We start from the raw sequence: 24369 nt of genomic DNA, 5'->3' as shown, positions 1-24369 counted from the left end.
TAGGATAGAATAGGTAAGTTGCTCTCCGTAGGAGTGCTACCTTTGTAAAATCAAAATAAAAAAGCATCCAAAATTTGGATGCTTTTCTTCATTTTAAATGAAAATATTATGCTAAAATTCTCTTCACTGCTTCTTTTACAGCTGCAGCGTCGATTTTATATTTTTTCATTAATTCAGCTGGTGTAGCAGATTCTCCGAAAGTATCGTTTACCGCAACGAATTCCTGTCTTGTAGGTCTTTTTCTTGCCAACATTCCCGCAACTGATTCACCTAAACCACCTAAGTAGTTATGTTCTTCAGCAGTTACAATTTTACCTGTTTTTTCAACAGATTTTAAGATGATTTCTTCATCTAAAGGTTTAATTGTGTGAATATTGATTACCTCACAAGAAATACCTTCTTTTTCAAGCTCATCTGCAGCAACTAAAGATTCCCAAACCAAGTGACCTGTTGCAACAATCGTTACATCAGTTCCTTCCTGCAAAAGAATACCTTTTCCAATCTCGAAAGGCATATCTTCCGGAATGAAAACTGGAACAGTTGGTCTTCCGAATCTTAAATATACAGGGCCGTGGTGGTCTGCGATTGCCAAGGTTGCAGCTTTTGTTTGGTTGTAATCGCAAGGATTGATAACCGTCATCCCAGGAAGCATTTTCATCATCCCGATGTCTTCTAAAACCTGGTGTGTTGCTCCGTCTTCTCCTAAGGTAAGACCTGCGTGAGAAGCACAGATTTTAACGTTTTTATCTGAATATGCAATTGACTGACGAATTTGGTCATACACTCTTGATGTAGAGAAGTTAGCAAAAGTTCCGGTAAAAGGAATTTTTCCCGTGATGCTTAAACCTGCAGCAAGACCCATCATATTTGCTTCTGCGATACCAACTTGGTAAAATCTTTCAGGAGCTTTTTCGATGAATTTTTCCATTTTCAAAGAACCGATAAGGTCTGCACATAATGCAACTACATTTGGGTTTTTATCAGCTAATTCAGCTAAACCAGCCCCAAAACCTGAACGTGTATCTTTTTTTTCTGTATATGTATATTTCATTTTACTTAAATTTTGATAATTGATAAATGATGTGTGATCAATGATATTGAATCGTATCATTTATCGATGATAATTTATCATTTATAATTAATAGTCAGCTGGAGCTTCTAAGTACAATTGTTTGAAAGCAGTATCCAATTGCTCGTCGTTTGGAGCTTTTCCATGCCAAGCGTGAGTTCCCATCATGAAATCTACACCAGCTCCCATTTCTGTATGAAGGATAATTACCACTGGTTTTCCTTTTCCTGTTTCAGTTTTTGCTAATTCTAAAATTGCAATTACCGCTTCAAGATCGTTACCGTTTTTCTCTTCCAAAACTGTCCATCCGAAAGATTCTAGTTTTGCATGAAGATTTCCTAATGAAAGTACATTTTCTGTGCTTCCATCAATTTGCTGTCCGTTGTAATCGATAGTAGAAATAATGTTGTCTACTTTGTTTGCAGCAGCATACATCAAAGCTTCCCAGATTTGTCCTTCCTGCAATTCTCCGTCTCCGTGAAGAGAGTAAACTAAAGAGGTATCACCGTCTAATTTTTTCCCCTGTGCAACACCTAAAGCTACAGACAGACCTTGTCCTAGAGATCCTGAAGCAACTCTTACTCCTTCCAAACCTTCGTGAGTGGTTGGGTGACCTTGTAATCTTGAATCTAATTTTCTGAAAGTTTTCAGTTCGTCAACTGGGAAGAAGTCGAATCTAGCCAATGTAGAATAGAAAACCGGCGAAATATGTCCGTTTGAAAGATAGAAGTGATCTTCATTTTTACCTTCCATTGTGAAAGGAAGATTGTAGTTCATTACTTTACCATACAATGCTGTGAAGTACTCAGTACAGCCCAAACTTCCACCTGGATGCCCAGAATTTACAGCGTGAACCATTCTTAAAATGTCTCTTCTGATTTGTGTTGTAAGAGATTTCAGCTCTTCAATACTTTTACTCATATATTAGGATTTATTTGCATGCAAATTTACAATTTTTTGTCGGCTTATGGAAATGCAAAATTTGAGACTTTTCTACGAAGATTTAGTTTTATTCACTTGCCGAAGTTGAACATCTTTGACAAAGCTTAAAGAGGTTTGGATTAGTCTTTAGCCGAACTTAATATTAAACAATAAAAGAGATTTGACATTCTGACATGATTTACTTCTATACAGTTTCTGTATCATCGCTGTATCATCTCTCCGTCTGGATTTTATTTTGAATTTGATGAGAAATATTTAAACAGACACTTTGGCAGTAGTTTTACTTTTTATAAAAAATATAAAAATTGGTTTTTGAATTAAATATCACGAGTGAATTGTTCATAATACCCAAAGTTCCATCAACATTAATGTAATCGAATTCTTGAGATAAATTTTCACCATTGGTTTTTAATATATTATATTTTTTATCTTTTGAATATACACCAATAGCATTGCTTTGATAAGTAGGACTAGTACATTGAAATTCTGAGGAAACAATTAACTTTAACTTGTTATTTTCGAATAAGTAATATTTCCAAACTTTATTTTCAAGTAACATTATATACTTTCCTAAGAACTGAATTTTTTCATGTTTAATTTTCAAAATTTCATTACCATTAGAAAGATATAATCCGTATTTATCATTCTTTTTTAAGATGAGTAAATTAGGTCTGTTGTTATATATTAAAAAATTCTGTGAAATAATTAAATCCATTTCTGATTTAAAAATAAATTTTTGCTCTTTTTTATTTACTAATTGATATTTTTTTGATTGTGTTTTGATAATAAAATAATCAGGAGTTAATGGCTCGGCACAGTTGATGAACCCAGATTCTTGTATACCACTTCTTAAGTTATATATAGTTCTTCCATCATCGAAAATTCCATATTTTTCATAAGAAGATAACTTTATTGGAAAAGGAAACTGTGATTGATAAATAAATTCACCGAGACGATTGATAAGCCCCCAATTGCCATTGTTTTTAACAATTGTTGATTTTCCTGTAAAGGGATAAGCAACTTCATAACCCATTTTAATTGCTTTATTTCCATTTTTATCATAAAAATAGAAAAGGCTATCTTTTGATAAATGATTGTTGTTTGTGTTGCTAACATAAACTGTATCATCTGACATTTTAATAATTTCATTAAGAATATTAAAATCTATTTTATCAGAAAATTGAGCCATTTGATCTTGGGCAGAAACGTTACTTGTAACAACTAATAATGTAATTATTGTGATTAATAATTTTGTTTTATTTAATAACATCTTTAAGTTGTTTAAATGATTAATATTAAACCACTTTCAAATAATTCTTATTCTTTACCAACCACAATCCAATGAAAGTTAGTAATCCGTTCAGAATAATTAGTTCGACACCAATTCTGTAATCTGTGTAATTGGTTACTAACATGTTAATGATGTAAGTTAAAACCGGCGCTAAAAGTGTAACAGTTAAGATAGAATACTTTTTAGAAATTTTAAATTTGGTGAAAATTCCGAAGGCAAAAAGTCCTAAAAGTGGTCCGTAAGTGTAACCTGCGATTTCCATGATCAAATAAACGATGGACTTATCATTCATTGCTTTGAAAACCATAATTAAAATAAAGAAAACTACGGTAAAGATCAAATGAACTTTCATTCTTAAACGTTTTTTCTCTTTTTCGGTTTTGTTTTTGTCTTCATTAAGATTTAAAAGGTCAACGCAATATGAACTTGTAACCGCCGTTAAAGCTCCATCCGCAGAAGGAAACAAAGCGGAAATCAATCCGATAATAAAGATGACAGAAATAATCCTCGGGAAATGCCCCTGAAGAGATAAAGACGGGAATAGATCATCGCCCATTACGTTCTTGATATTTCCAGCAGCGTCTTTAAATCCGAAAACATTAGAAATAACTTCTTTTCCATTCACAATGTTACTAATTTGACCATATTCTGCGCCATTTTGTAATGCAAAAAGATAAAGTAAACCTCCTAAAAATAAAAATGCAAGATTTACAAAAAGCAATGTTCCCGCAAAAGTCAGCATGTTTTTCTTTGAATTCTGAAGATTATCAACCGAAATATTTTTCTGCATCATTTCCTGATCCAATCCGGTCATTGCGATGGTAATGAAAATTCCGCCTAAAATAGTTTTGAGGAAAAATGTCTTGGAATTAGGATCAAAATTGATGAAATGAGTATAATTTTTCTGTTCTAAGATCGTGTAAGCTTCGCCAAAAGATAAATTTAAATTGGATAAAATGTAAACAATACATGCAATTAAACTGATGATCATAAACGAAGTCTGCAATGTATCGGTAATGACAATGGTTTTTACACCGCCTTCAAAAGTATATAAAAGCACCATTAATAGAAGCACCAAAGCGGTTACCCAAAACGGAACGCCTAAACCTTCCAATAAAAATATCTGTAAAACATTGACTACCAAATATAATCTTGCTGTCGCTCCGATCGCTCTTGAAACGATAAAAAATACAGAACCAATTTTATGCGCTTCTACATTGAATCTTTTTCCTAAATAGGTGTAGATCGAAGTCAGATTCATCTTATAATAGAGTGGAAGTAATATTGCTGCCACAATAAAATATCCGATGAAAAACCCGATCACCATCATGTAATATTCAAAACCACCGAAAATATATTCGCTTCCGGTCATTTTACCCACTGTTCCCGGAACGGAAATAAAGGTAACTCCACTTAAGCTGGTTCCGATCATCCCGAAAGCAACGAGCCACCATTTACTTTTTTTGTTTCCAATAAAAAAAGACTGGTTATCAGAATTTCGGCTCGTAAAATAAGAAATCACCAAAAGACCAATGAAATAAACAAAAACAAATAGCAAAAGTATAGTTCCGGAATTCATGTTTACAATTTAAATTTCAGCAAATATAGTTTTTTTTCGAATGTAGCGGATGTTGGATATTTAATGATGAAAGTTTTGCAAAGATCGTAATTTCCCCAAATTAATATTTGATCTAAAATAAAAGATCCGTGAAGAAAAAACTTTAAGATCAATTAAAATTATTTCTTCACGGAGATAGATAACTTGTGAATTTTTTTGCCACCAATGCACGAATTTTTGTTTAATGAAAAATAGTAACGGTTAAATTCGTGTATTCGTGGCGATCTATTTTCTTCTCACAGATTGCACAGATTGCACAGATTTTCTTCTCAATCATCTGCGAAAATTTGTGAAATCTATGGGATTTTAACATCCCGTTTTATAAAACGTCACGCAAGTCTTCGTTTTTCTGGAAAGTCGCTTTTGCAAACGGACAAAGAGGAATGATCTTTTTACCTTTTTCTCTTGCAAATTCTACCGCTTTTATCAGCATTTCTTTTCCTACCCCTTTTCCGTTGTAGGCTTCTTCAACTTCGGTGTGATCGATGATGAATCGGTCTTCACCTGCCCAAGTATAGGTCATTAATCCCGCTCTTCTTCCATCGATCAATGCTTCAAAGCTTCCGTGTTTTTCGTCGTTGTTTTGTTTTACGTCTATCATATTTAAGAAAATTTGGTTTGTATTTCTATTTCGTTATTTAACATTTTATGTACCGGACAAGCATCCGCAATGGTGTGAAGTCTTTTTAGTTGTTCTTCACTCAAATCATTTCCTTCAAAACTTATGTTTCTTTTAAAAACTGCCAGTTTTGTTAGAGGGAAATTTTCCAACTCGACTTCTACGTCAATTTTTTCAACGTCCCATTCTTTTCTGTCGATGTACATTCTTAAAGTGGCTGCAGTACAGCTTGCCAAAGAAGTTGCAAGAATCTCAAAAGGATTAAACCCCTTGTTTTGTCCGCCTTTGTCGATGGGTTCGTCAGTGATCAGACGGTTTTCACCTGCGACAACTTCCGTGTAATATTTTGTTTTGCCTAAACTTGCTTTTACAGTTACAACCATATTTTTGTTAGATGTTAGATGTTAGATGTTAGATGTTAGATGTTAGATGTTAGATGTTAGAAAATCTTTGATTTTTAAAACTTATGTGTTCTTTATCAACATTATTATTTTACTTAAAACTTATGTGACTTATATGTCTAAAGCTTTTGTGCCTTTTGTGGTTAAAAAAAGTTCCACAGATCCTAATTAAGCAATCTGATTTTTAAAACTTTCTATTTTATTATTTAAATCGTTCAGCATTTCAGGATTGATAACTCCGCTTTCCAAATCGAAATTTTCGTAAAATTTAGGTAATGAAAAAGTCTCCTTTACATCTGCTGCAAATTGCGGAAAAAATGTTTTTGCAGTATTCATTACATTTCCACCGCCATAACCTCCCGGAGAAGTACTCATCAAAAGCATCGGTTTATTTTGGAAAACTTTTACATTGCTTCTCGAAGCCCAGTCGAATACATTTTTAAAAGCTGCCGAATAAGAACGGTTGTGCTCCGCTAAAGAACAGATAATAACATCGCATTCTTCAATTTGCTTTAAAAAGTTATGCGCTTCATCCGGAAAACCTTTCTTTTCAAGATCAACAGAAAATACAGGCATCGTGAAATCATTAAGATCGATCAAATTGATCTCGTGTTCCTGAAAGTTTTTCAGAACAAATTTTACCAGCTCTCTGTTGATAGATGTGGAAGAAGTACTTCCTGCAAATGCTAATATTTTCATGTTTATTTGTTTTAAATTTAAAAAAAGAAAATCCTGAATTATTTATTTTTTCGCTGAATCTTCTTTCACTTTTTCCAGATAATCTTCCTCCAGACTTTTGAGCCTTTTAAAATAATTTTCTTTATCCATAAACAACTTCGGGTTGTAAGCATCTCCTTCTTTTCGCTTTTTATGAAGATCAAACTGACTTGCATGTGAAGCTACCCAAACATCGAAATTTATTTTTTTCATGGCTTCAAAAGTATATCCATAATCTTTTTGAATGGTAGGATATTTTTTTACATCCGAAAATTTATGATCAATGATGATTGAAGGTAAATTGGCGATCAAAACTTTATAGTTTTTATTTCCTTCTTTAGTTTCAAATAAGAAACTGCAAGATCCTTTTGTATGACCGGGATGATGGAGTAAGGTCAATACCGTATTTCCCAATTTTATTTTAGCATTGTTTTTTAAAAGAAAATCAGGATGTACAGGTTCGAAAGTAACTCCGTATTTTCCCATTTCGTAATCAGATTTTCCACCACTTTTCAGCTCTTCTGCATCTTTTTCGTCAACATAAAGTTTTGCACCGGTCTCTTTTTTTATTTGAGCCATTGCTCCCATGTGATCATAATGAGCCTGCGTCAAGGTAAGAATTTTGATGTCTTTATACTTAAAACCTAGCTTTTCTATATTTTTTTTAATGGTAGAATAAGAATCCGCCAAACCTGTGTTGATTAAAATATTGCCTTTATCGGTCACGATGAGATAAGATGCAAGATCGTAAGTTCCTACGTAATACAGGTTGCCTACAATTTTGAAAGGCTCATAATCTTTTGACCATTCTGCCGGATTGTTTTTAGGCTCTGTTACAGTTTGTGCAGTTCCAAAAAAAGATAGGCATAATAAAAATAAAAGTGTCAGGTTTTTCATCTGTAAAATTGAACTGTTTATAAAATATTGCTTCTATTTTCTGTTTAAAATGGCTTTAGGAAGCGGAACATATTCCTCTTCATCTCCGGGAACCAAAGGGAAAGCGTCGTGATTCTGGTCATTCCAGTTTACTTTTGCTTCGTCAATTACTTCTTTGTCTGAATTTACAAAATTCCAGAAAATGAAACGTTCTTCATCAAAAGGTTCACCTCCGAAAAGATAAACGGTTCCGTTTTCACTCATTTCAAACTCACAAAGTTGCGTGTTTTTGGCGATCAGCAATTGTTTTGAACCGTAAGAATTATCTTCAATATTTACCGTTCCGTCTAAAACATACATCGCTGCTTCACCATAAAGATCTTTTCCGATGCTTATTTTCTGTGTAGTTTTAGTTTTAATTTCAATAAAAAATAATTTACTGTGAACAGGAACTGGAGATCTTTTATCGAAAGCTTCACCAGCAATCAATTTATACTGAACTTCTCCTTCTTCCCAAACAGGAAGTTCGTTGGCTTCAATGTGATGAAAAGTAGGTTCGCTTTGTTCCAAATGTTTTGGAAGACCTACCCAAATTTGAAAACCGTGAAGTTTTTTATCTGTATTTCTTAAATATTCAGGAGTTCTTTCTGAGTGTACCACGCCTTTTCCGGCAGTCATCCAGTTTACAGCGCCCGGTTTTATTTCAAGAGCGCTTCCAATGCTGTCTCTGTGAAAAATAGATCCTTCCAAAAGATAAGTTAAAGTAGAAAGACCAATGTGTGGATGCGGCGGAACATCAAGATTCTGATAATCTTTTAATTCTGCAGGTCCCATATGATCGATAAAAACGAAAGGACCAACCGCTCTTTTTTCACGGAAAGGCAATAATCTTCCCACTAAAAAGTTTCCGATATCTGCGGATTTTTCTTCTAATATAAGTCCGATATTTGACATGAATAATGTGATTTTAGTTTTTGTGGATAGCTAATTTAATTAAAATTTATTCTATTTAAGGCTACTTTAATAAAAATTAAAGTTTATCGTAGCCTTCAAATTTTTCGTCTACAATACGTTTCCAATCTGGATTTTTTTTGATGTATGCAAAAACATACGTACAAAACGGAAGCAGTTTTTTGTCACTTTCTTCAATATAGATCAATGTTTTTTCAACTACTGCAGCGGCAGCTCCGGTTCCTGCTAATTCAGGCTCCGCTTCGGTATGGATCAATGTGATTCGCTGGCTTGTTTCTTTATAATCGATAAATGCGAAATGACCGTTTACTTCAATCTCAAATCTCTTTTTATCTTCGTTTTTTACTAATGGAATGTTTTCAAATTCTGGTTTCATGATGTTATATTTTTTAAGTTGAGTTTATTATTTATCCTTCTGACGAAGCAAAGCATAGTGATAATCTTATTTAAAAGAGATTCTTCCTTCGTCAGAATGACAAATGTGACAATTAATAATTGTAAATTAATCTTCCAAATACCCGAATTTTCCGGTATTGAAATCTTCAAAAGCCTGCATGATTTCTTCTCTGCTGTTCATTACAAAAGGACCGTGTGGAAAAATGGGTTCATTTAAAGGTTCGCCACTTAGAATTAATACCACAGAATCTTCTGTTGCTTCGATGGTAAAGTTTTCACCTTCATTTTTAAACAAAACCAAATGGTCAGTTTTTACTTTTTCTTCACCATTCACTAAGATGTTTCCTTCAACCACCAATGCTGCGGTATTGAAATTTGCAGGAAAATTAAATTCGGCTTTTCCACCCGATTTTAATTTAGCATTCATCAAATTCACGGGACTGAATGTAGAGGCAGAACCTTTTATATTTTGATATTCTCCGGCGATAATTTCTACTAATCCGTTTTCACCTAGATCTGCTCTTTTTATTTCTGAGTTTTTAATGGCCTGATATTTTGGCGCACTCATTTTATCTTTTGCAGGAAGGTTTACCCAAAGCTGTACCATTTGGAAAATACCTCCGGTTTTTGACCATTCTTTTTCGTGATATTCTTTATGTAAAATTCCACTTGCAGCAGTCATCCACTGTATATCTCCTTCACCAATAATACCACCGCCTCCTGCACTGTCGTGATGCTCTACTTTTCCTTGATAAGCAATGGTTACTGTTTCAAAACCTCTGTGTGGATGTACACCAACTCCGCGAGGAGTTTCTGAACCGTTAAAATGAAATTTAGAATTATAATCAAGCATGATAAACGGATCCATTCTTTTCATATCTAAATGATAAGCACCCGGAATAAAATTGTGTACTCTGAAACCATCACCTACAAAATGAGCAGGTTTTGGTGGAACTACGATTTCTATTTTTTTTGTTGTCATAATAGATGTTTTAATTTTAAACAAAATTAGAACAGTCTGAAGAGAATTACATTGATGTGTGGTAAGTAAGTTTGAGGGTAGTGAAAGAGTGTTTTTTATCTCTCGCAGATTGGGCAAATTCTGCAGATTTTAAAAATGTAATCACCTGCTGAATATATCTAATCCGTGAAACTTCTATAAATAATAAAAATTTAAAAAGCTCTAAATTGAAATTTTATTCCTGAGATTTCATGTTTCTGCCGTCGAACGTGTGAAGTCTTCTGAAAACTAAGCTTGATAAAATCGTTAAAATTCCTACGGTGAGGAAAGTGTAGCGAAATGCGTTGTGGGTTTCATGTTTAATTAATTCAGGGCTGTTCTCGTAAATTTTTAAAACAATTAAACCAAAAGCAATTCCGAATCCTATGGCTAACTGTTGATTAACCGAAATCAAAGAGTTTCCGCTGCTCGTTTGAAAGTTTCGTAAGTCTGCGATAGAAATGGTATTTATCGATGTAAACTGGATTGAATTGAAAAATCCTAATATAGCAATCACCGGAACAAACCAGAAAATCGAAGTATGAATATCAGGAATGGCAAGACAGCAAATTAATACTCCGATAATAAATGTATTCACCATCAAAGTTCTTTTATAACCAAATTTATTTAAAATTTTAATGACGGAAGATTTTCCAAACATTGCTGTTAAAGCCATTGGTGCAATAATCCAACCTGAAGTTACGGCTGATTGTCCATACGCAATCTGAATCATCAAAGGAAGCAATAACGGAACCGAGCTAATCCCTAATCTTGTTGCAAGATTCCCTACAATTCCAACACGGAATGTACGAACCTGAAATAAGCTTAAAGGAAAAATAGGATTGTTACCTCTTTTTGCATGTCGGTAATAATAGTACAGAAACAAAAATCCTAAAATGAAAACGAGTAAAACCGGTGTAATATTCTGCATATCTCCGAAAAGTTCCAGTGAAACAGAAAGCAAGAGAGAAGATGCTGCAAAAATCATAAAACCTTTCAGGTCAAAATCAGTTTCCCGGGAGTTGTAATTGGGCATATATTTTAAACCTAAAACAATTCCCAAAAACCCGATCGGAATATTAATGAGAAAAATCCAATGCCACGAAAGATAATCGACCATATAACCTCCTACAACCGGACCGAGAACCGGACCAATTAAAGCAGGAACTATTGCAAAATTCATAGCTTTGAGCAATTCATTTCTGTTAAAAGTTTTTATTAAAGCCAGTTTTCCAACAGGAGTCATCAAACTTCCACCAACTCCCTGGATAACCCTTGAAATAACTAAATGCGTAAGATTTTGAGAAAGCGCACAAAACACAGAGCCTAAACTAAAAAGTACCAATGAAAAGATAAAAACTCTTCTCGTTCCAAAACGGTCTGCCAAAAATCCGCTTGCGGGCATGAAAACTGCTAATGTTAAAACATAACTAATAATTGCATTCTGCATATTTAGTGGAGATTCATTTAAATCTCTTGCAATCGAAGGAAGGGAAGTATTCAGAATCGTAGAATCGAGCATCTGCATAAAAATAGCAGTCGCTAAAATCAACGGAAGGACTTTTTTTACAGTTTGGCGTGGAGAAGTTTGTGTGGGCATTTATCGAAAAATTGATATGATTTGCCATACCAATTTACGAAAAATTACAGGACGAAAGTTTTTAAGCTTAACATAATTAAAGACTCATATGAATTAACGGGTAATCTTTACCGGAACCATCTTTTTCTGATCTTCCTGTTTTTCTGAATCCCATTTTTTCATAAAATCCTATTGCCTCCGGATTTTGCTCGTTCACATCTACTTTTGTAAAACTGGTTTTATCATGCAAATATTGATAAAGAATTTTTCCTAAACCTTTTCCACGAGCATCATTATGTATAAAAAGCATTTCTAAAGTGTCTTCTGAAACTGCACCAAATCCTTTTGGATCACTGTTCTCAGAAATAATGTAGACTTCAAGATGAGGAAAATACTGCTCAGGAATCGCTTTTTTGAAATATTGGAAATCACTTTCCGATAAAAAATCATGAGTAGCTTTTACGGCAGACTCCCAAATTTGAACAAGTTTCGGATAGTCGTCTGGAATTGCTATTCTAATAGTATAAGACATTTCTTATTTTTCGGTTAAATTTAAAAAATTAATCAATGAAAACGAAAATCATGTTTTGAGGATGATAAAGGAAAAAATAATTGACTAACTTTAAGTAAAAGAAATCTTATGCCTTTTTCAGAAACCATCAGCAAAATTTTAAAAATAAAATACCCGATTATACAAGCACCAATGTTTGGAGTAAGCACTCCGGAAATGACAGCAGCTGCAGCAAAAGCAGGATGTTTAGGTTCGTTGGCATTGGCTGATCTTTCCGCTGAAAAATCTGTTGAACTGATTCGTAAAACTAAAAAACGGACCAATCAACCTTTTGCGGCTAATATTTTTGTTCATTACATTCCTGAAATAACAGATGAATTAAAACAACAGTATTCTAAGACGAAAAAATACCTTGAAAATTTGGCTCAGGAAAATAATATGGAAATGGAGCTTCCTGAATTAGAAAGCTTGAAGATCAATTCTTATCATGAGCAAATTGATGCAATTGTTGAAGAGAAATGTAAGATCCTAAGCTTTACTTTTGGAAACCTTGATAATAAAAGTATTCAGAAATTAAAAGAAAACGGAACAATTTTAATTGGAACTTGTACTTCTGTGGAAGAAGCTTTGGAATTAGAAAGATCAGGAATAGATATTATTTGCGTTCAGGGAATAGAAGCCGGAGGTCATAGAGGTAGTTTTGTTTCGGAAAATATTCCTCAAATCGGCGGATTTTCATTGTTGTCACAGATTTATGATTCTGTAAAAGTTTCTCTGATCTATGCAGGTGGAATTTATAATGCAAAAACTTTGGCTGCTGCAAAAGAATTGGGCGCAGAAGGTTTTCAGATAGGGAGTCTTTTGCTGGCTTCTCAGGAAAGTGCTTTACAGGATTTTGAAAAAGAAAGGTTAAAGAATGTGAATGAAAAAGATATTGTGTTAACGAAAAGTTTTTCGGGACGCTACGCAAGAGGAATTAAAAATAAGTTTATTGAAGCCATTGAAAATTCAGAATATATTTTGCCGTATCCATATCAAAATAAACTGACCGGAGAAATGAGAAAAATTGCAAGAACGGTGAAGAATGATGAGTTTGTTAATCTTTGGGTAGGGCAATCAATTGTAGATTACAGTGAACTTTCAACTCAAAATATTTTAGAAAAATTAATTAGAGAATATTCAGAATCTATTTAGTTTTAAGGTTCTCGCAGATTTAAGTGATTTAGCAGATCTAATAAATGAAAAAAACAGTTTTATTTGTGAAGTTAACGAGATAATATTTAAGCTATATTTATATCATAAAATCATACAATATAAATGAAATCACCATCACAAAATTTTGAAAAACCAATAAGAAAAAAATCAACTGCAAGAAAAATATTGAAAATCGTTGGATTTTTATTTTTAGTTGTAATTCTAGGTTTAGGCATCACAGAATATGTTTACCGAAACGAAAAAGAAACACCATTGTATAAAATTCAGCAGTATTTAACGTACAGCAAAGAAGATTGGGAAAATTACGAAAACAACAAACGAATGTTGGCAAGTTCTCCTGCAGAATCGAGTATAACCGATCTTGCAAGTCCTGCTCCTGAAAGCCCGATTGATACTTTGATGTGGGAAAATGCAATTAAAAATAAAGATTTTATTCCGGATGAGGTTTTGGCAGAAATTAAAAGGTACAAAGCACGAGATTTTTCTAAACTGATTCTGGCAGAGAATAAACCGACAAGTGAAGAAGCTCAAAATGCCATTATTAGTCATTATAAAAATGAAGTAAGTAAACTTCTAAACGAATATAAAGCCCATATTCAGATTGGAACGGCTTACAATGCACCATTACAATCGCAAGATGAATTGGTAAGAGTTACGGCAATGGTTTCAGCATTTAATAAAGAACGTGGAAACTTGGGAAATATTCAGATGCCGCTTGATGTAATCTATGATTTTGTTCAATATAAATCTGAACCTAATGTTTGGTATGTATCAGATTTTAGCCAGAATATTCCTTATGACTACAAGCTTAATAAAGATCCTTGGTAATTTTATTATTAAATCCATTATCAAAAAATAGCTTTCAGTATTTCTGAAAGCTATTTTTAGTATGTGTAAATTAAGAGTTTATTCTTCTCAATTATTTATTTCGTTAAATCTAAACCTCCAAAATTCCCGGAACTCATCATCATATAAACGCCTTGTGTTTTATCCAGCAAATCCCAATAAGCATGAAGTTCTTCAGCATTGGTAAAGACTTTTAGGTTTTCATTTTTAAATTTCTCTTTGATCAGATCTGGAGAGATCGGCTCCATTCTTTTTATTTTTAAAGCGTCTTCAGAATAGAAAACAACAGCTTCGTCTAGTCCGTCCATTGCGTGGTCATATTGCTCAAGAAAAGCTGGGTTTAAACTTGAATACGTGTGAAGCTCAAGAAAACCGTATTTTTTTTCATTTTTAAACTGTTCACAAAATGCTTTTACAGCCGCTTTTACTTTGCTTGGAGCGTGTGCGAAATCTTTGTAAAGAATTCCTTTATCTTCTCTTTCTACTTTTTCAAGACGTTTTGAAGCACCTTTAAAGCTCATAATCGCATCATAGAAATCTTCATCCATAATTCCCAAAGTATGGCAAATGTGTCTTGCTCCTTCAAGATTTAATAAATTGTGCGCTCCAAAAACAGAAAGCGGAATATCACCCATTTCGGTTTTCAGAAGTACTGTTCCGTTGCTGATTTCGTATTCAGGAGTTTTATATGGAATTTTTCTGAAATAATTTTCAGCATTTTCTATCACTTTTACCACTTCTGCATCTTCTTCATTGTACACCAAAACTCCACCCGGAGTAATGCTTGCTACAAATCTTCTGAACTGCTCTATATAATCGTCAAATGTTTTGAAAACATTGATGTGATCCCAAGCAATTCCGCTCATTAAAGCGATATTCGGTTGATATAAAAGGAATTTTGAACGCAGATCGATAGGAGAGGAAAGGTATTCGTCACCTTCCAAAACCATAAAATCGTTGTCTTCGGTCAGTTTTACCATACAGTCAAAACCTTCCAATTGAGCTCCCACCATATAATCTACATCTTTCTGATGGAAATTCAGAACATGAAGAATCATTGATGTGATGGTTGTTTTTCCGTGGGAACCTGCAATGACAACTCTGGTTTTAGTTTTCGATTGTTCGTAAAGAAACTCAGGATAAGAATATATTTTTAAACCCAATTCTTTTGCTTTTGCCAACTCAGGATTGTCTTGATGAGCGTGCATTCCGAGGATTACAGCATCAATATCAGACTTAATTTTTTCTGGAAACCAACCCATTTCTTCGGGAAGAATTCCTTTTTTTTCTAATCTCGATTTGGAAGGTTCAAAAATAGCATCATCTGAACCTGTTACCTGATATCCTTTATCTTTAAGTGCAATTGCAAGATTGTGCATTGCGCTTCCGCCAATAGCAATAAAATGAGTTCTCAACTTATTTTCCTAATTTTTTACGTTATTGTTTATGAGTTTCTGAAATTCGGCGGTAATGTTTTCCCAATTGGTTTTGTAATTGGGCATAATCATGCTTCCGTCGTTTTTGCTTCCTTCATTTACACCTTTCTTGATGTTGATTGAAGTTGTCACATTATCATAAACTTTTTTATGATCTTCCTGAATTTTTCTGAAATTATTTTTTGAAAGTGTTTCTTCCAGATTTTTCAGATCTTCATTTGATACTTTGAAACTTTTTTTAATTTTTTTACCCTGTCCTTCAAAAGAATAATGTACATCATTTCCTTTAATTAAAAGGTTCTCGTAAGTAGGAGCATAACCTCCGCTTTTAGAATAACTGATATCAAAATCCTGATAAACTTTCTGACTGTTACAAGAAAGTATGGTGATCATTATTAAAAATACACCTAAAATCTTCTTCATTGTTTTTTAGTTTTGAGAATTGCGCTGTTCAGATTTTTTAGCCTTAATTTCTTCATCATAGGTGTGTAGGATATTAAAATCTTCGGTCTGCTCAATGGCAGTCATTATTTTAAGAAGAATCTGCTGTGCATTTTCTTTGTCGTAATCAATATCCAAAGGTTTTTTAAACTCCATGGTTGGTTTTACTCCGGTTACTTTTACACGAAGTCCTTTTTTATCAAACGCTCTTCTGAATCCATTTATTTTAATAGGAATTACAATCGGGCGCTGGTTTTTTATCAGTTTTGCTGTACCTTTTCTTCCTTGTGCAAAAGCTGCAGTTGTACCTTGTGGAAAAGTTGCTACCCAACCGTTGTCGAGAGCTTTCATAATGTTATCAATCTCTCCAAGATCTACCATTCGGTTGACGTTTTTCCCTTCTGCTCTCCAGGTTCTTTTTACGGTAACTGCACCTGCAATTTTAAAAATTTTAGGTAGAATTCCTTTGTTCATGGTTTCTTCAGCAGCAACATAATAAAAATCTACTCTTGGATTAAGAAGATAAATAGGATTTTTAATGGTATTTAAATATCCGTTGTTTACTGCACAAAATGCGTGATACATTGCAGCAACATCAGCAAAATAGGTTTGGTGGTTTGATACGAAAAGCACATTAGAATCCGGAAGATCTACCAAATTTTCGGTTCCGGTGATTTTAAGCTTGTTGAAACCATTGAATCTTCTGTAAGAAACAATTCCCAGAATAAAAATGATTAATCTTTTTAAAAAATAAGGTGTTCCGAATGAATCGGTAAAAATGTTCTTCTTCGCCATTTTTCAATTAAACATAATAGTTGCAAAGTTACATTTTTTTAATCAACTGGCTGAATTCGCTTAAGATCATCGCTGTGGCTCCCCAAATAATATATCCATTAAAATTGATTACCGGAACTTCGTGACCTCCGGCTCCGGGAAGTGCCATAATTTCAGGACTGTCTGGTAAATTTAAAAATGAAGTAATAGGAAATTCTATCACTTCTACAGCTTCACTTTGCTGCAAAATAAATTCAGGATTTTTTTTGGTGTAAGAAATAAATGGATAAACATAAAAATTACTTGGCGGAATATAAATAGGAGAGAGCTCCCGTATAATTCTCACATAATGTTTTTCAATGCCTATTTCTTCAGACGTTTCACGGATTGCGGTTTGGGCAAAATCTTTATCAAGCTCCTCACGTTTTCCGCCGGGAAGAGAGATTTGTCCGCTGTGTCGGTCTCTTTCGTTTGTACTTCTTACAATCAGAGGAAAATGCCATTCATTATCTTTTAGATATAAAACGATATTTACGGCTGCAAATTTCGGATTTTTTTCTAAAACCTGATCGTATGTAAATATAGGACGTGAGGGCGGCGAGAAAATTCCGTGTGCATTGGCGCCTGCCAATCCTGCATTTTTTATTTTTCGTAGTAAATCTTTTCCAAAACTCATACTTCAAATTTACTAATATATCTTGTAGAAAGGAAGTGCGAAAATGTTAATTAAAAATAATTTTAAGTTTAAAAACTCATAAGTGATCATATTGATTATGTTGTGTAACTAATAGCCGTTATAAAGAAAAACTGAAAACGGTTACAATACAAACTGCATTCAGTGATTTTTAAAATTTACACTTTTGCAGTGTTTTTTCCTGCGTTTTGCGCTTCTATCTTTGTCTCATTATTAACCAACAAATTTTACTGAAATGAGAAATTTAATTACTGGTGTTTTAACACTAACAGCTATGGGGTTCACATTTGCTCAAATGAACATCGATGTTAGCACTCAAAATGGAAATTTAAACGCAGCAACTGTTACACAGACAGGAATGCTAAATTCAAACTCACTATTACAGGATGGAAATCGTAACGTTGCAACGATTGACCAAACCGGAATACAAAACTCTAATACAGTTGTGAGCGACGGTAACAGAAATAACGTTGATGTTGATCAAACTGGTTGGCTTAACGTTAATAATACCAATCAGGTAGGAAACAGAAATGATGCTTCAACTTTGCAATGGGGAGGTTGGAATAGCGTAGATCAAGATCAATTAGGCAATAGAAATGATGCTTCTGCAACTCAGTACGGAGCAAGTAACGCAATTATCCAGTTCCAGGATGGAAATGATAACTCAGCAACTGCTATTCAAGTAGGTAATTCTAATGCTGCAGGACAATATCAAATGGGATCAGGAAATACTGCTGTAGCTGCTCAAGGTGGAAACTCAAACTTAATTGTACAATGGCAGGATGGTGACGATAACGTTGCTGTTCACGGTCAGTTAGGTAATAGCAACCAAGCTTTTGTAGGTCAATTTGGAGATGATAACCAAGCTTATGCGGCTCAAATTGGTAATGGTAACTATTTAGAACAAGGCCAATTCGGTGATTCTAATACAGCTTTAGATATTCAGTTAGGTAATTCAAACCAAGCTTATATTTATCAATATGGAGATTCTCATCTTCACGTAGGAACTCAAATAGGAAACAATAATACATTAACGGTGACCCAATCTAATTAATTCTTAGGTTATTTTTTATTCAACCCAAAGAGAGGCTTCGGCTTCTCTTTTTTTGTTTAAAGATAATTCGTAGAAACGATGATGTGATGTAACGGAAAGTAGTGATTTTAATTTTGTAATGGTAAGGAGTGTTTCGCAAGGCTGTGTAATAGGGTACCTTTAAATAAAAAATGAAAGCCTTAACCAAATTAATTTCATGTATTATCTTCTTCACATTTCTTTGGGGGAAGTCGCAACAAGTTGATTGGAATAAAATCAATAGCAATACAATTATAGATGTGATTTCTCTTCAGAGTATTCCACAAAGTAATTCATCATCTATTGTTGCACAAGTTGGAAACGGGAATAACGCTGATCTTACTATCAGTTCTAAAACCAACGTTATTATTCAGCAGCTAGGTGATCAGAATAGTATTTATTTTAATAATGCTTTTACCGAAAAGGAAACTAAAGCCGCCGTTACCGTACAAGGTTATAATAATATTGTTGATGTTACAGGAAGTAACAGTGTTTCAGATGGAATGCAGATTAATGTAAAAGCAGATAATAAGACCGTCTTTGTAAGAAATTATTAGATGAAATGCGATGAAAAGTTTTTATTCATTATTAGTTTTTTTATTTCTTATGCTCTTGCCCTCATCAATCTTTGGGCAAGAGGATAAGAGAATTATAGCAAAAATTGAAAATGAAACAATTGAAAAACAACTTAAAATAAAAGCGATTGTTACTAATAATACTCCAACTTACGTAGAGCTTAATTATCTTTTGGTAAGCATTAAAAAAGGAGAAAATGGAAATCTTTCCAACAACAAACAAAGTGGAAAATTCTCTATTAATCCGGGAGAAACAAAATCTTTATCTGAAATCAGTGTAGGTTTAGAAAATAAAGATGCACTGAAAGCGTTTCTCTACATCCGTGACGAGCAAACTCAGAAACTCATATCTAAAGACAGTTTAGAAATAAATCAGAATTTTTTTAACAAAAAAATCAGCCAAGTCGAAAAAGAAGAAGCTTTTGAACTGAAAGGCCTTACGATTGACGACACTAAAACAAAAGTAGGAAGAGATTTTTATGATATGTTTTACATTCAGTATAGTCAGATTCCCGATAAAAGCACTTCAAGTATAAAAATTTCTGAACTTCCGGCAAGAGGAACCAGTGGACAAATAAACATTGAAATTGATGATAAGGTTATTTACAGCTTTATTACAAACCCAAGTGAAGACTATCTAACGGTGCAGCTTGCCTATACTTTAAGATACATCAAAGAATATAATATCAGGAAAAATCTTATAAAAAATGAATTTATCTACTAAAATGAATAGTCATGAAAAATTTAACCGTTGTAATGATACTTTTTGCCGGGACATTTCTCGCAAAATCTCAGCAACTGGTATATAAACCTATCAATCCCGCATTTGGTGGCGATACCTTTAATTATCAGTGGCTTTTGAGCTCAGCAAATGCTCAGAATCAGTTTGATGAAAAGTCTAATATAGATAATTTATTAAGTGGTTTAAACTCTCTAGACAGTTTTACACAAAGCCTGAATAGGCAAATCTTGAGTCAGCTTTCTAGCAAATTGTTTCAGGAACAGTTTGGTGATGGAGCATTAAAACCAGGAAATTACATATTTGGATCACTGTATTTGCAAGTGACTTCTACAGCTCAAGGACTATTAATAAATATTTTGGATACCGGTTCGGGAGATCAGTCAGAGATTGTCATTCCAAAATAAAAAAACTAAAAACGATCATGAAAAGTTATATTAATGTCAAAATGTTATTCTGTATAATGGTTTTGTCTATTGTATTGGGATGCGGTTCTATGATTGGATTACCTTCTTCAAAAGAAAAATCGATGATTGGTGAAATCACACCTTATACTACAGAACTCAAAAATTTACCAGCTCCTAAAGAAAAAATTGTTATCGGAGTATATAAATTTCGGGATCAAACCGGGCAATACAAACCTGCAGAAAACGGAAACAACTGGAGTACAGCAGTTCCGCAAGGTACCACCACAATTCTTATTAAAGCTTTGGAAGACAGCCATTGGTTTATTCCTATCGAAAGAGAAAATATTGCAAATCTTTTAAACGAAAGACAAATCATCCGTTCCACAAGACAGGAATATCTGAAAGATGCAGATAAAAATAACAGCCAGGGATTACCGCCATTATTGTACGCCGGAATTCTTTTGGAAGGTGGTGTCATTTCTTACGACAGCAATATTCTGACCGGTGGAGTAGGTGCAAGATATTTTGGGATCGGTGCTTCTTCACAATACCGACAAGATAGAATTACTATTTATCTGAGAGCGGTCTCTACTTTAAACGGAGAAATTTTAAAAACAGTTTATGTTTCCAAAACAATTCTTTCTACAAGTGTAAACGGAAGCTTCTTCAGATATGTTGATGCAGAAAGACTTTTGGAAGCTGAGGTTGGGATGACTCAAAATGAGCCTGTTCAATTGGCGGTAACGGATGCTATAGAAAAAGCGGTGAAATCTTTAATTGTAGAAGGTGTTCGTGATAAAATTTGGGGAAAAGCAGTTGATTCAAATGTGAAATACCAAAAACTTATTGATGAGTACAATGCCGAGCAAGCCAATAGCAATAAAAGATTAATCGGAAATAAATATCCTAACGACAGCAGACAGAATTTTTCAATTTTCGGAAATGTTGAAACGCAGCAGGTAAAAGATGATTATGTAAATCCTTCAACCAATATTGGTGGGAAAGTGGGAATCAAATATTTCCTCAATAAAAATTTCAACTTAGAAGGAAATGCCAATTATTTCAAGATTCAAAACGATAACATAATGTCTCGCTCATTTTTCGTTACAGAAATTAATCTTGAATACATAATCATTCCACAATACAAACTTTCGCCATACGTCTATGGTGGAGTTGCAACGATGTTTTCCCAGGATAAATCAAGATACAAAGCACAGGTTGGTGGTGGATTAGAATATTTGGTAAAACAAAATATTGGTTTAAGGCTTTCCTCGCAGTATGATATGGGATTCAGTGATGATTGGGAAAATCTCATAACGGGAAAAAGAAATGATCAGGCAATACGATTTGGTCTTGGAATCAATTTTTATATCGGAAAAAATTAAAAACTAGGTTATGAAAACTTTTATAAAAATATTCACCATTCTCATTCTGATTTTTTCTTTAGGATCATGCAGTGAAGAATTGGTAGAACAGGCACAAACAGGGACTCTTAAGGGGAAAGTTGTAAAACGTGGCACCAACGAACCGATACAAAATGCAAAAATTTTTACAACTCCAAGTACACAAACTGTGTTTAGCGACAAAGATGGTTTGTTTGAAATAAAAGATTTACCAATTGGAAATTATTCGGTGAAATGTGAACTTTCGGGTTATGTAACCAATTTTCAGGCGGTCAATATTCAAAATCAAGGGCAATTGGTTACGATTGTTTTTGAGATGAATGATGATGATTCGTTAAATTCTCCACCGACTGCTCCTGTGTTGTTGAGCCCAATTGATAATGCGGTCAATCAACCTTTGACCGTAGAACTCAAATGGAATTCTACCGATCCCGATACAACCGATGTTTTGAAATATAGATTGATAGTAAAAAATAATCTCAATACAAATATTGTTGAGGTAAATAATCTAAAGGAAAAGCATTATACGTTAGATAACCTTCAGTTTGGAGTCAGTTATTTTTGGCAGGTTGGCGTTTCAGACGAAATTCATCCGGAAGTTTTGAGTGCTGTATTCAAATTTACAACGAATACTGTTCCAGCAAATCGGTATCATTATGTACGTAAGCAAAGTGGAAATTTTGTAATCATGTCGAGCGATAATCTGGGAAGTAATTTTCAATACACAGCTTCTATGTACAACAGTTGGCGTCCGAGAAAAAATAATAATGCAGGATTAATCGCATTTTTAAGAACTGAAAGTGGCGGAACTCATATTTACACCGCAAATCCGGATGGTTCAAATCCATTTAAAGTAACTCAGATTCCGGTTTCCGGTTTTAATAATTATGAAATGGATTTTGCATGGAGCACGAATGGAAGCATGTTCATTTACTCCAGTTTTGATAAACTATATAAAATTAATAAAGACGGAAGCGGACAGGAACTTTTGTACACAACACCCGATGGAAGCCTGATTTCAGAATGTGACTGGAGCTATGATAACAGTAAAATTGCCCTGAAAACAAATAATTTTAACGGCTACAATGTGAAAATTTATATCATCGATATGCTCGGAAATGTTTTGAAGAATATTGTAAATGGTGGTTTAGGAGCAGCAGGAGGATTGAATTTTTCTGTTGACGGACAAAAATTGCTGTACACAAGAGACGTTTCAGGATATCAGGATTCTAATTACCGACAGCTCGATTCTCAAATTTTTATTTATAATTTAGTAACCGATGCTATTCTCGATGTTTCTACGGAAAGTGATAAACCAGTTGGAACGAACGATCTTGACCCAAGATTTTCACCAAACGATGCTCAGATTATTCTGATGAATACTTCTAATGATAATATTTCACAGAAAAATGTCGTCGTTATAGATTTAAATAATACCAATACAGATTTTACCAGAACTACACTTTTCACCAATGCAGAAATGCCTGATTACGAATAATATTAAGACCAAAATATTTCTCGCAGATTGGTTAGATTAAACAGATTTAGTTTTATCATTTATGACTTACAATGTCTGAACAATCTGTGAGAATTAAAAATTAAAAAAGATAAAAAACTTGCGCCTTTGCGTTTTCCAACAAAATAGTATTTTATAAAAATTTAAACATGTGATTTGAAATTTCTAAAACCCGAATAAGCTAATTTAAACATTCATATTTTTTTTTAAAAACTTTGCCAGATTTTCTAGGATTAATGGCAAAAAGAATCTAAACCTTTTGAGTTTAGATTTTTTTTGTTTAAAACTTTGAATTTTTAATGAATGATGTTGTTCTCCAAAGCATATTTTACGACACCCACAGAATTTCTCACATTGAGTTTTAAAAGAATTCGTTTTCTGTGAGTTTCTACCGTATTAATGCTGATGAACAGTCTTTCGCCGATGTCTTTACTGCTCAATCCGTCGCAGATCAGTTTCAAAATCTCCATTTCCCGCTTTGTTAAAGGGTCTTTAATGTGAGAATTTTGTTTTTCCTGCTCGTGACTGATGTAATTAATCATCATTTCTTTCGCGTAATCACAAATGTAGATTTCGTTTGAGATTAATGCCTGAATAGATTTTAAAAATTCATCATAAGAACTGTTTTTGTCGAGATAACTTTTAATTCCTTTCGTAAAAAGTTTTCTAATTGATGTTACGTCAAAAGAGTGCCCGATTACAATAATCTTGATATTTTTATTTTCAGCAACAATATTTTCTATAGAAGAATACATTTCTGTACGTACTAAAATACCGGAGCTGATCATTAAAAATTCTGGAGGGTCATTCTTGATGTGTTTAGAAAGATTTTCGTACGAATTAAAAATTTCGATCGAACTAAAAATCTTGTTTTGAACAAGAATTTTTGATAAACCCTCCGCATACAACAGTGGCTCATCAAAGATGGTTAATTTAGGTTTCATCAGGGTAAGTTTTCAATACATAAATATAGTAAAAATCCCATTATTTTACACTAAATAATCCGTTTTTTACGGTTTTTATTAATGTAATTGTTGTTTTTGTATGAAAATGATAATTTATAGTTATTTATATCATTGATTGTTGATTAATTGCGTTTTCATCATTTTTTTGAGAGTTTAAATGTGTGAATAATTCGGTGTTTACATGAATTTATTAAACTTTTGGAGAAAATTTATTTCACAAGTAGGGAATTGTACGTTGAGATTGAAAAAAAGTTTTTTTCAAAAATTATCTCATATGAGGCTTAAAATTTATATA

General features: G+C 33.5%; 26 protein-coding genes. 8 read left to right on the top strand and 18 right to left on the bottom strand.

Going from position 1 to position 24369, the window contains the following annotated elements; genetic code table 11:
• Window positions 1-106: 106 nt before the first annotated feature.
• From FDY99_RS05665 to FDY99_RS05605, 13 genes are all read right to left on the bottom strand, one after another.
• On the bottom strand, window positions 107-1051 hold the full coding sequence (locus FDY99_RS05665; RefSeq protein ID WP_102979822.1) for a transketolase family protein: 945 nt from the start codon (window positions 1049-1051) through the stop codon (window positions 107-109).
• 87 nt (window positions 1052-1138) lie between these two features.
• Entirely contained in the window at window positions 1139-1990 is an 852-nt protein-coding gene (locus tag FDY99_RS05660) for a transketolase (protein WP_139419851.1), read from the bottom strand.
• A 301-nt stretch (window positions 1991-2291) separates the two neighbouring features.
• Window positions 2292-3281 (bottom strand): WG repeat-containing protein, encoded by a 990-nt coding sequence (locus FDY99_RS05655; RefSeq protein WP_139419850.1) that lies wholly within the window; start codon window positions 3279-3281, stop codon window positions 2292-2294.
• A gap of 25 nt (window positions 3282-3306) precedes the next feature.
• Window positions 3307-4881 carry a sodium:solute symporter gene (locus tag FDY99_RS05650; RefSeq protein ID WP_139419848.1) on the bottom strand — a complete coding sequence of 525 codons (1575 nt, stop codon included), beginning with the start codon at window positions 4879-4881 and terminating at the stop codon, window positions 3307-3309.
• A 358-nt stretch (window positions 4882-5239) separates the two neighbouring features.
• The gene (locus tag FDY99_RS05645) at window positions 5240-5521 is read right to left on the bottom strand and encodes a GNAT family N-acetyltransferase (protein ID WP_175621469.1); all 282 of its coding nucleotides are present in this window, start codon (window positions 5519-5521) and stop codon (window positions 5240-5242) included.
• Between the two features lie 2 nt (window positions 5522-5523).
• Window positions 5524-5922 carry an OsmC family protein gene (locus FDY99_RS05640; RefSeq protein ID WP_139419846.1) on the bottom strand — a complete coding sequence of 133 codons (399 nt, stop codon included), beginning with the start codon at window positions 5920-5922 and terminating at the stop codon, window positions 5524-5526.
• A 186-nt stretch (window positions 5923-6108) separates the two neighbouring features.
• A complete protein-coding gene (locus tag FDY99_RS05635) occupies window positions 6109-6639 on the bottom strand; it encodes an NADPH-dependent FMN reductase (RefSeq protein ID WP_139419843.1) in 531 nt (176 codons plus the stop codon).
• 42 nt (window positions 6640-6681) lie between these two features.
• The gene (blaCPS, locus tag FDY99_RS05630) at window positions 6682-7554 is read right to left on the bottom strand and encodes a CPS family subclass B3 metallo-beta-lactamase (RefSeq protein WP_139419841.1); all 873 of its coding nucleotides are present in this window, start codon (window positions 7552-7554) and stop codon (window positions 6682-6684) included.
• A 33-nt stretch (window positions 7555-7587) separates the two neighbouring features.
• On the bottom strand, window positions 7588-8487 hold the full coding sequence (locus tag FDY99_RS05625; RefSeq protein WP_139419839.1) for a pirin family protein: 900 nt from the start codon (window positions 8485-8487) through the stop codon (window positions 7588-7590).
• A gap of 76 nt (window positions 8488-8563) precedes the next feature.
• Complete coding sequence (locus FDY99_RS05620) at window positions 8564-8881, bottom strand: GNAT family N-acetyltransferase (RefSeq protein ID WP_139419837.1); 318 nt, start codon at window positions 8879-8881, stop codon at window positions 8564-8566.
• A 126-nt stretch (window positions 8882-9007) separates the two neighbouring features.
• On the bottom strand, window positions 9008-9883 hold the full coding sequence (locus tag FDY99_RS05615) for a pirin family protein (protein ID WP_139419835.1): 876 nt from the start codon (window positions 9881-9883) through the stop codon (window positions 9008-9010).
• A 214-nt stretch (window positions 9884-10097) separates the two neighbouring features.
• Window positions 10098-11501, bottom strand: a complete 1404-nt coding sequence (locus FDY99_RS05610) for an MFS transporter (RefSeq protein WP_139419833.1) — start codon at window positions 11499-11501, stop codon at window positions 10098-10100.
• A 76-nt stretch (window positions 11502-11577) separates the two neighbouring features.
• Window positions 11578-12012: a GNAT family N-acetyltransferase gene (locus FDY99_RS05605; RefSeq protein WP_139419831.1), complete on the bottom strand. Its 435-nt coding sequence runs from the start codon at window positions 12010-12012 to the stop codon at window positions 11578-11580.
• 108 nt (window positions 12013-12120) lie between these two features.
• On the opposite strand from FDY99_RS05605, the gene FDY99_RS05600 reads away from it, so the two are divergent.
• The gene (locus FDY99_RS05600) at window positions 12121-13185 is read left to right on the top strand and encodes an NAD(P)H-dependent flavin oxidoreductase (RefSeq protein ID WP_139419829.1); all 1065 of its coding nucleotides are present in this window, start codon (window positions 12121-12123) and stop codon (window positions 13183-13185) included.
• A 123-nt stretch (window positions 13186-13308) separates the two neighbouring features.
• A complete protein-coding gene (locus tag FDY99_RS05595; protein WP_139419827.1) occupies window positions 13309-14034 on the top strand; it encodes a hypothetical protein in 726 nt (241 codons plus the stop codon).
• A 95-nt stretch (window positions 14035-14129) separates the two neighbouring features.
• Here the strand turns inward: FDY99_RS05595 and FDY99_RS05590 are convergent, their stop codons facing one another.
• From FDY99_RS05590 to FDY99_RS05575, 4 genes are read right to left on the bottom strand one after another with little or no spacing between them, the layout of a single operon-like run.
• On the bottom strand, window positions 14130-15467 hold the full coding sequence (locus tag FDY99_RS05590; protein WP_139419825.1) for a UDP-N-acetylmuramate--L-alanine ligase: 1338 nt from the start codon (window positions 15465-15467) through the stop codon (window positions 14130-14132).
• Between the two features lie 9 nt (window positions 15468-15476).
• The gene (locus FDY99_RS05585; RefSeq protein WP_139419823.1) at window positions 15477-15911 is read right to left on the bottom strand and encodes a hypothetical protein; all 435 of its coding nucleotides are present in this window, start codon (window positions 15909-15911) and stop codon (window positions 15477-15479) included.
• A gap of 6 nt (window positions 15912-15917) precedes the next feature.
• The gene (locus FDY99_RS05580; protein WP_074229914.1) at window positions 15918-16724 is read right to left on the bottom strand and encodes a lysophospholipid acyltransferase family protein; all 807 of its coding nucleotides are present in this window, start codon (window positions 16722-16724) and stop codon (window positions 15918-15920) included.
• 28 nt (window positions 16725-16752) lie between these two features.
• A complete protein-coding gene (locus FDY99_RS05575) occupies window positions 16753-17379 on the bottom strand; it encodes an NUDIX hydrolase (RefSeq protein WP_074229913.1) in 627 nt (208 codons plus the stop codon).
• Window positions 17380-17632: 253 nt separating this feature from the next.
• Between FDY99_RS05575 and FDY99_RS05570 the strand changes: the two genes are divergently transcribed.
• From FDY99_RS05570 to FDY99_RS05545, 6 genes are all read left to right on the top strand, one after another.
• Window positions 17633-18451, top strand: a complete 819-nt coding sequence (locus FDY99_RS05570; RefSeq protein ID WP_139419821.1) for a hypothetical protein — start codon at window positions 17633-17635, stop codon at window positions 18449-18451.
• A gap of 170 nt (window positions 18452-18621) precedes the next feature.
• The gene (locus FDY99_RS05565; protein ID WP_139419820.1) at window positions 18622-19026 is read left to right on the top strand and encodes a hypothetical protein; all 405 of its coding nucleotides are present in this window, start codon (window positions 18622-18624) and stop codon (window positions 19024-19026) included.
• A gap of 10 nt (window positions 19027-19036) precedes the next feature.
• Window positions 19037-19768: a curli-like amyloid fiber formation chaperone CsgH gene (csgH, locus tag FDY99_RS05560; protein WP_139419818.1), complete on the top strand. Its 732-nt coding sequence runs from the start codon at window positions 19037-19039 to the stop codon at window positions 19766-19768.
• Window positions 19769-19779: 11 nt separating this feature from the next.
• Entirely contained in the window at window positions 19780-20190 is a 411-nt protein-coding gene (locus tag FDY99_RS05555) for a curli production assembly/transport component CsgF (RefSeq protein WP_074229909.1), read from the top strand.
• Between the two features lie 17 nt (window positions 20191-20207).
• Window positions 20208-21575, top strand: coding sequence for a CsgG/HfaB family protein (locus tag FDY99_RS05550; RefSeq protein WP_139419816.1), 1368 nt, complete (start codon window positions 20208-20210; stop codon window positions 21573-21575).
• 10 nt (window positions 21576-21585) lie between these two features.
• Window positions 21586-23091 carry a carboxypeptidase-like regulatory domain-containing protein gene (locus tag FDY99_RS05545; protein WP_139419814.1) on the top strand — a complete coding sequence of 502 codons (1506 nt, stop codon included), beginning with the start codon at window positions 21586-21588 and terminating at the stop codon, window positions 23089-23091.
• 314 nt (window positions 23092-23405) lie between these two features.
• On the opposite strand, the gene FDY99_RS05540 is transcribed toward FDY99_RS05545, so the two are convergent.
• A complete protein-coding gene (locus FDY99_RS05540; RefSeq protein ID WP_102981500.1) occupies window positions 23406-24053 on the bottom strand; it encodes a response regulator transcription factor in 648 nt (215 codons plus the stop codon).
• Window positions 24054-24369: the final 316 nt, after the last annotated feature.

This window comes from Chryseobacterium mulctrae (assembly GCF_006175945.1).
Classification (GTDB): Bacteria; Bacteroidota; Bacteroidia; order Flavobacteriales; family Weeksellaceae; genus Chryseobacterium; species Chryseobacterium mulctrae.
This window is presented reverse-complemented; position numbering and strand designations above follow the sequence as displayed.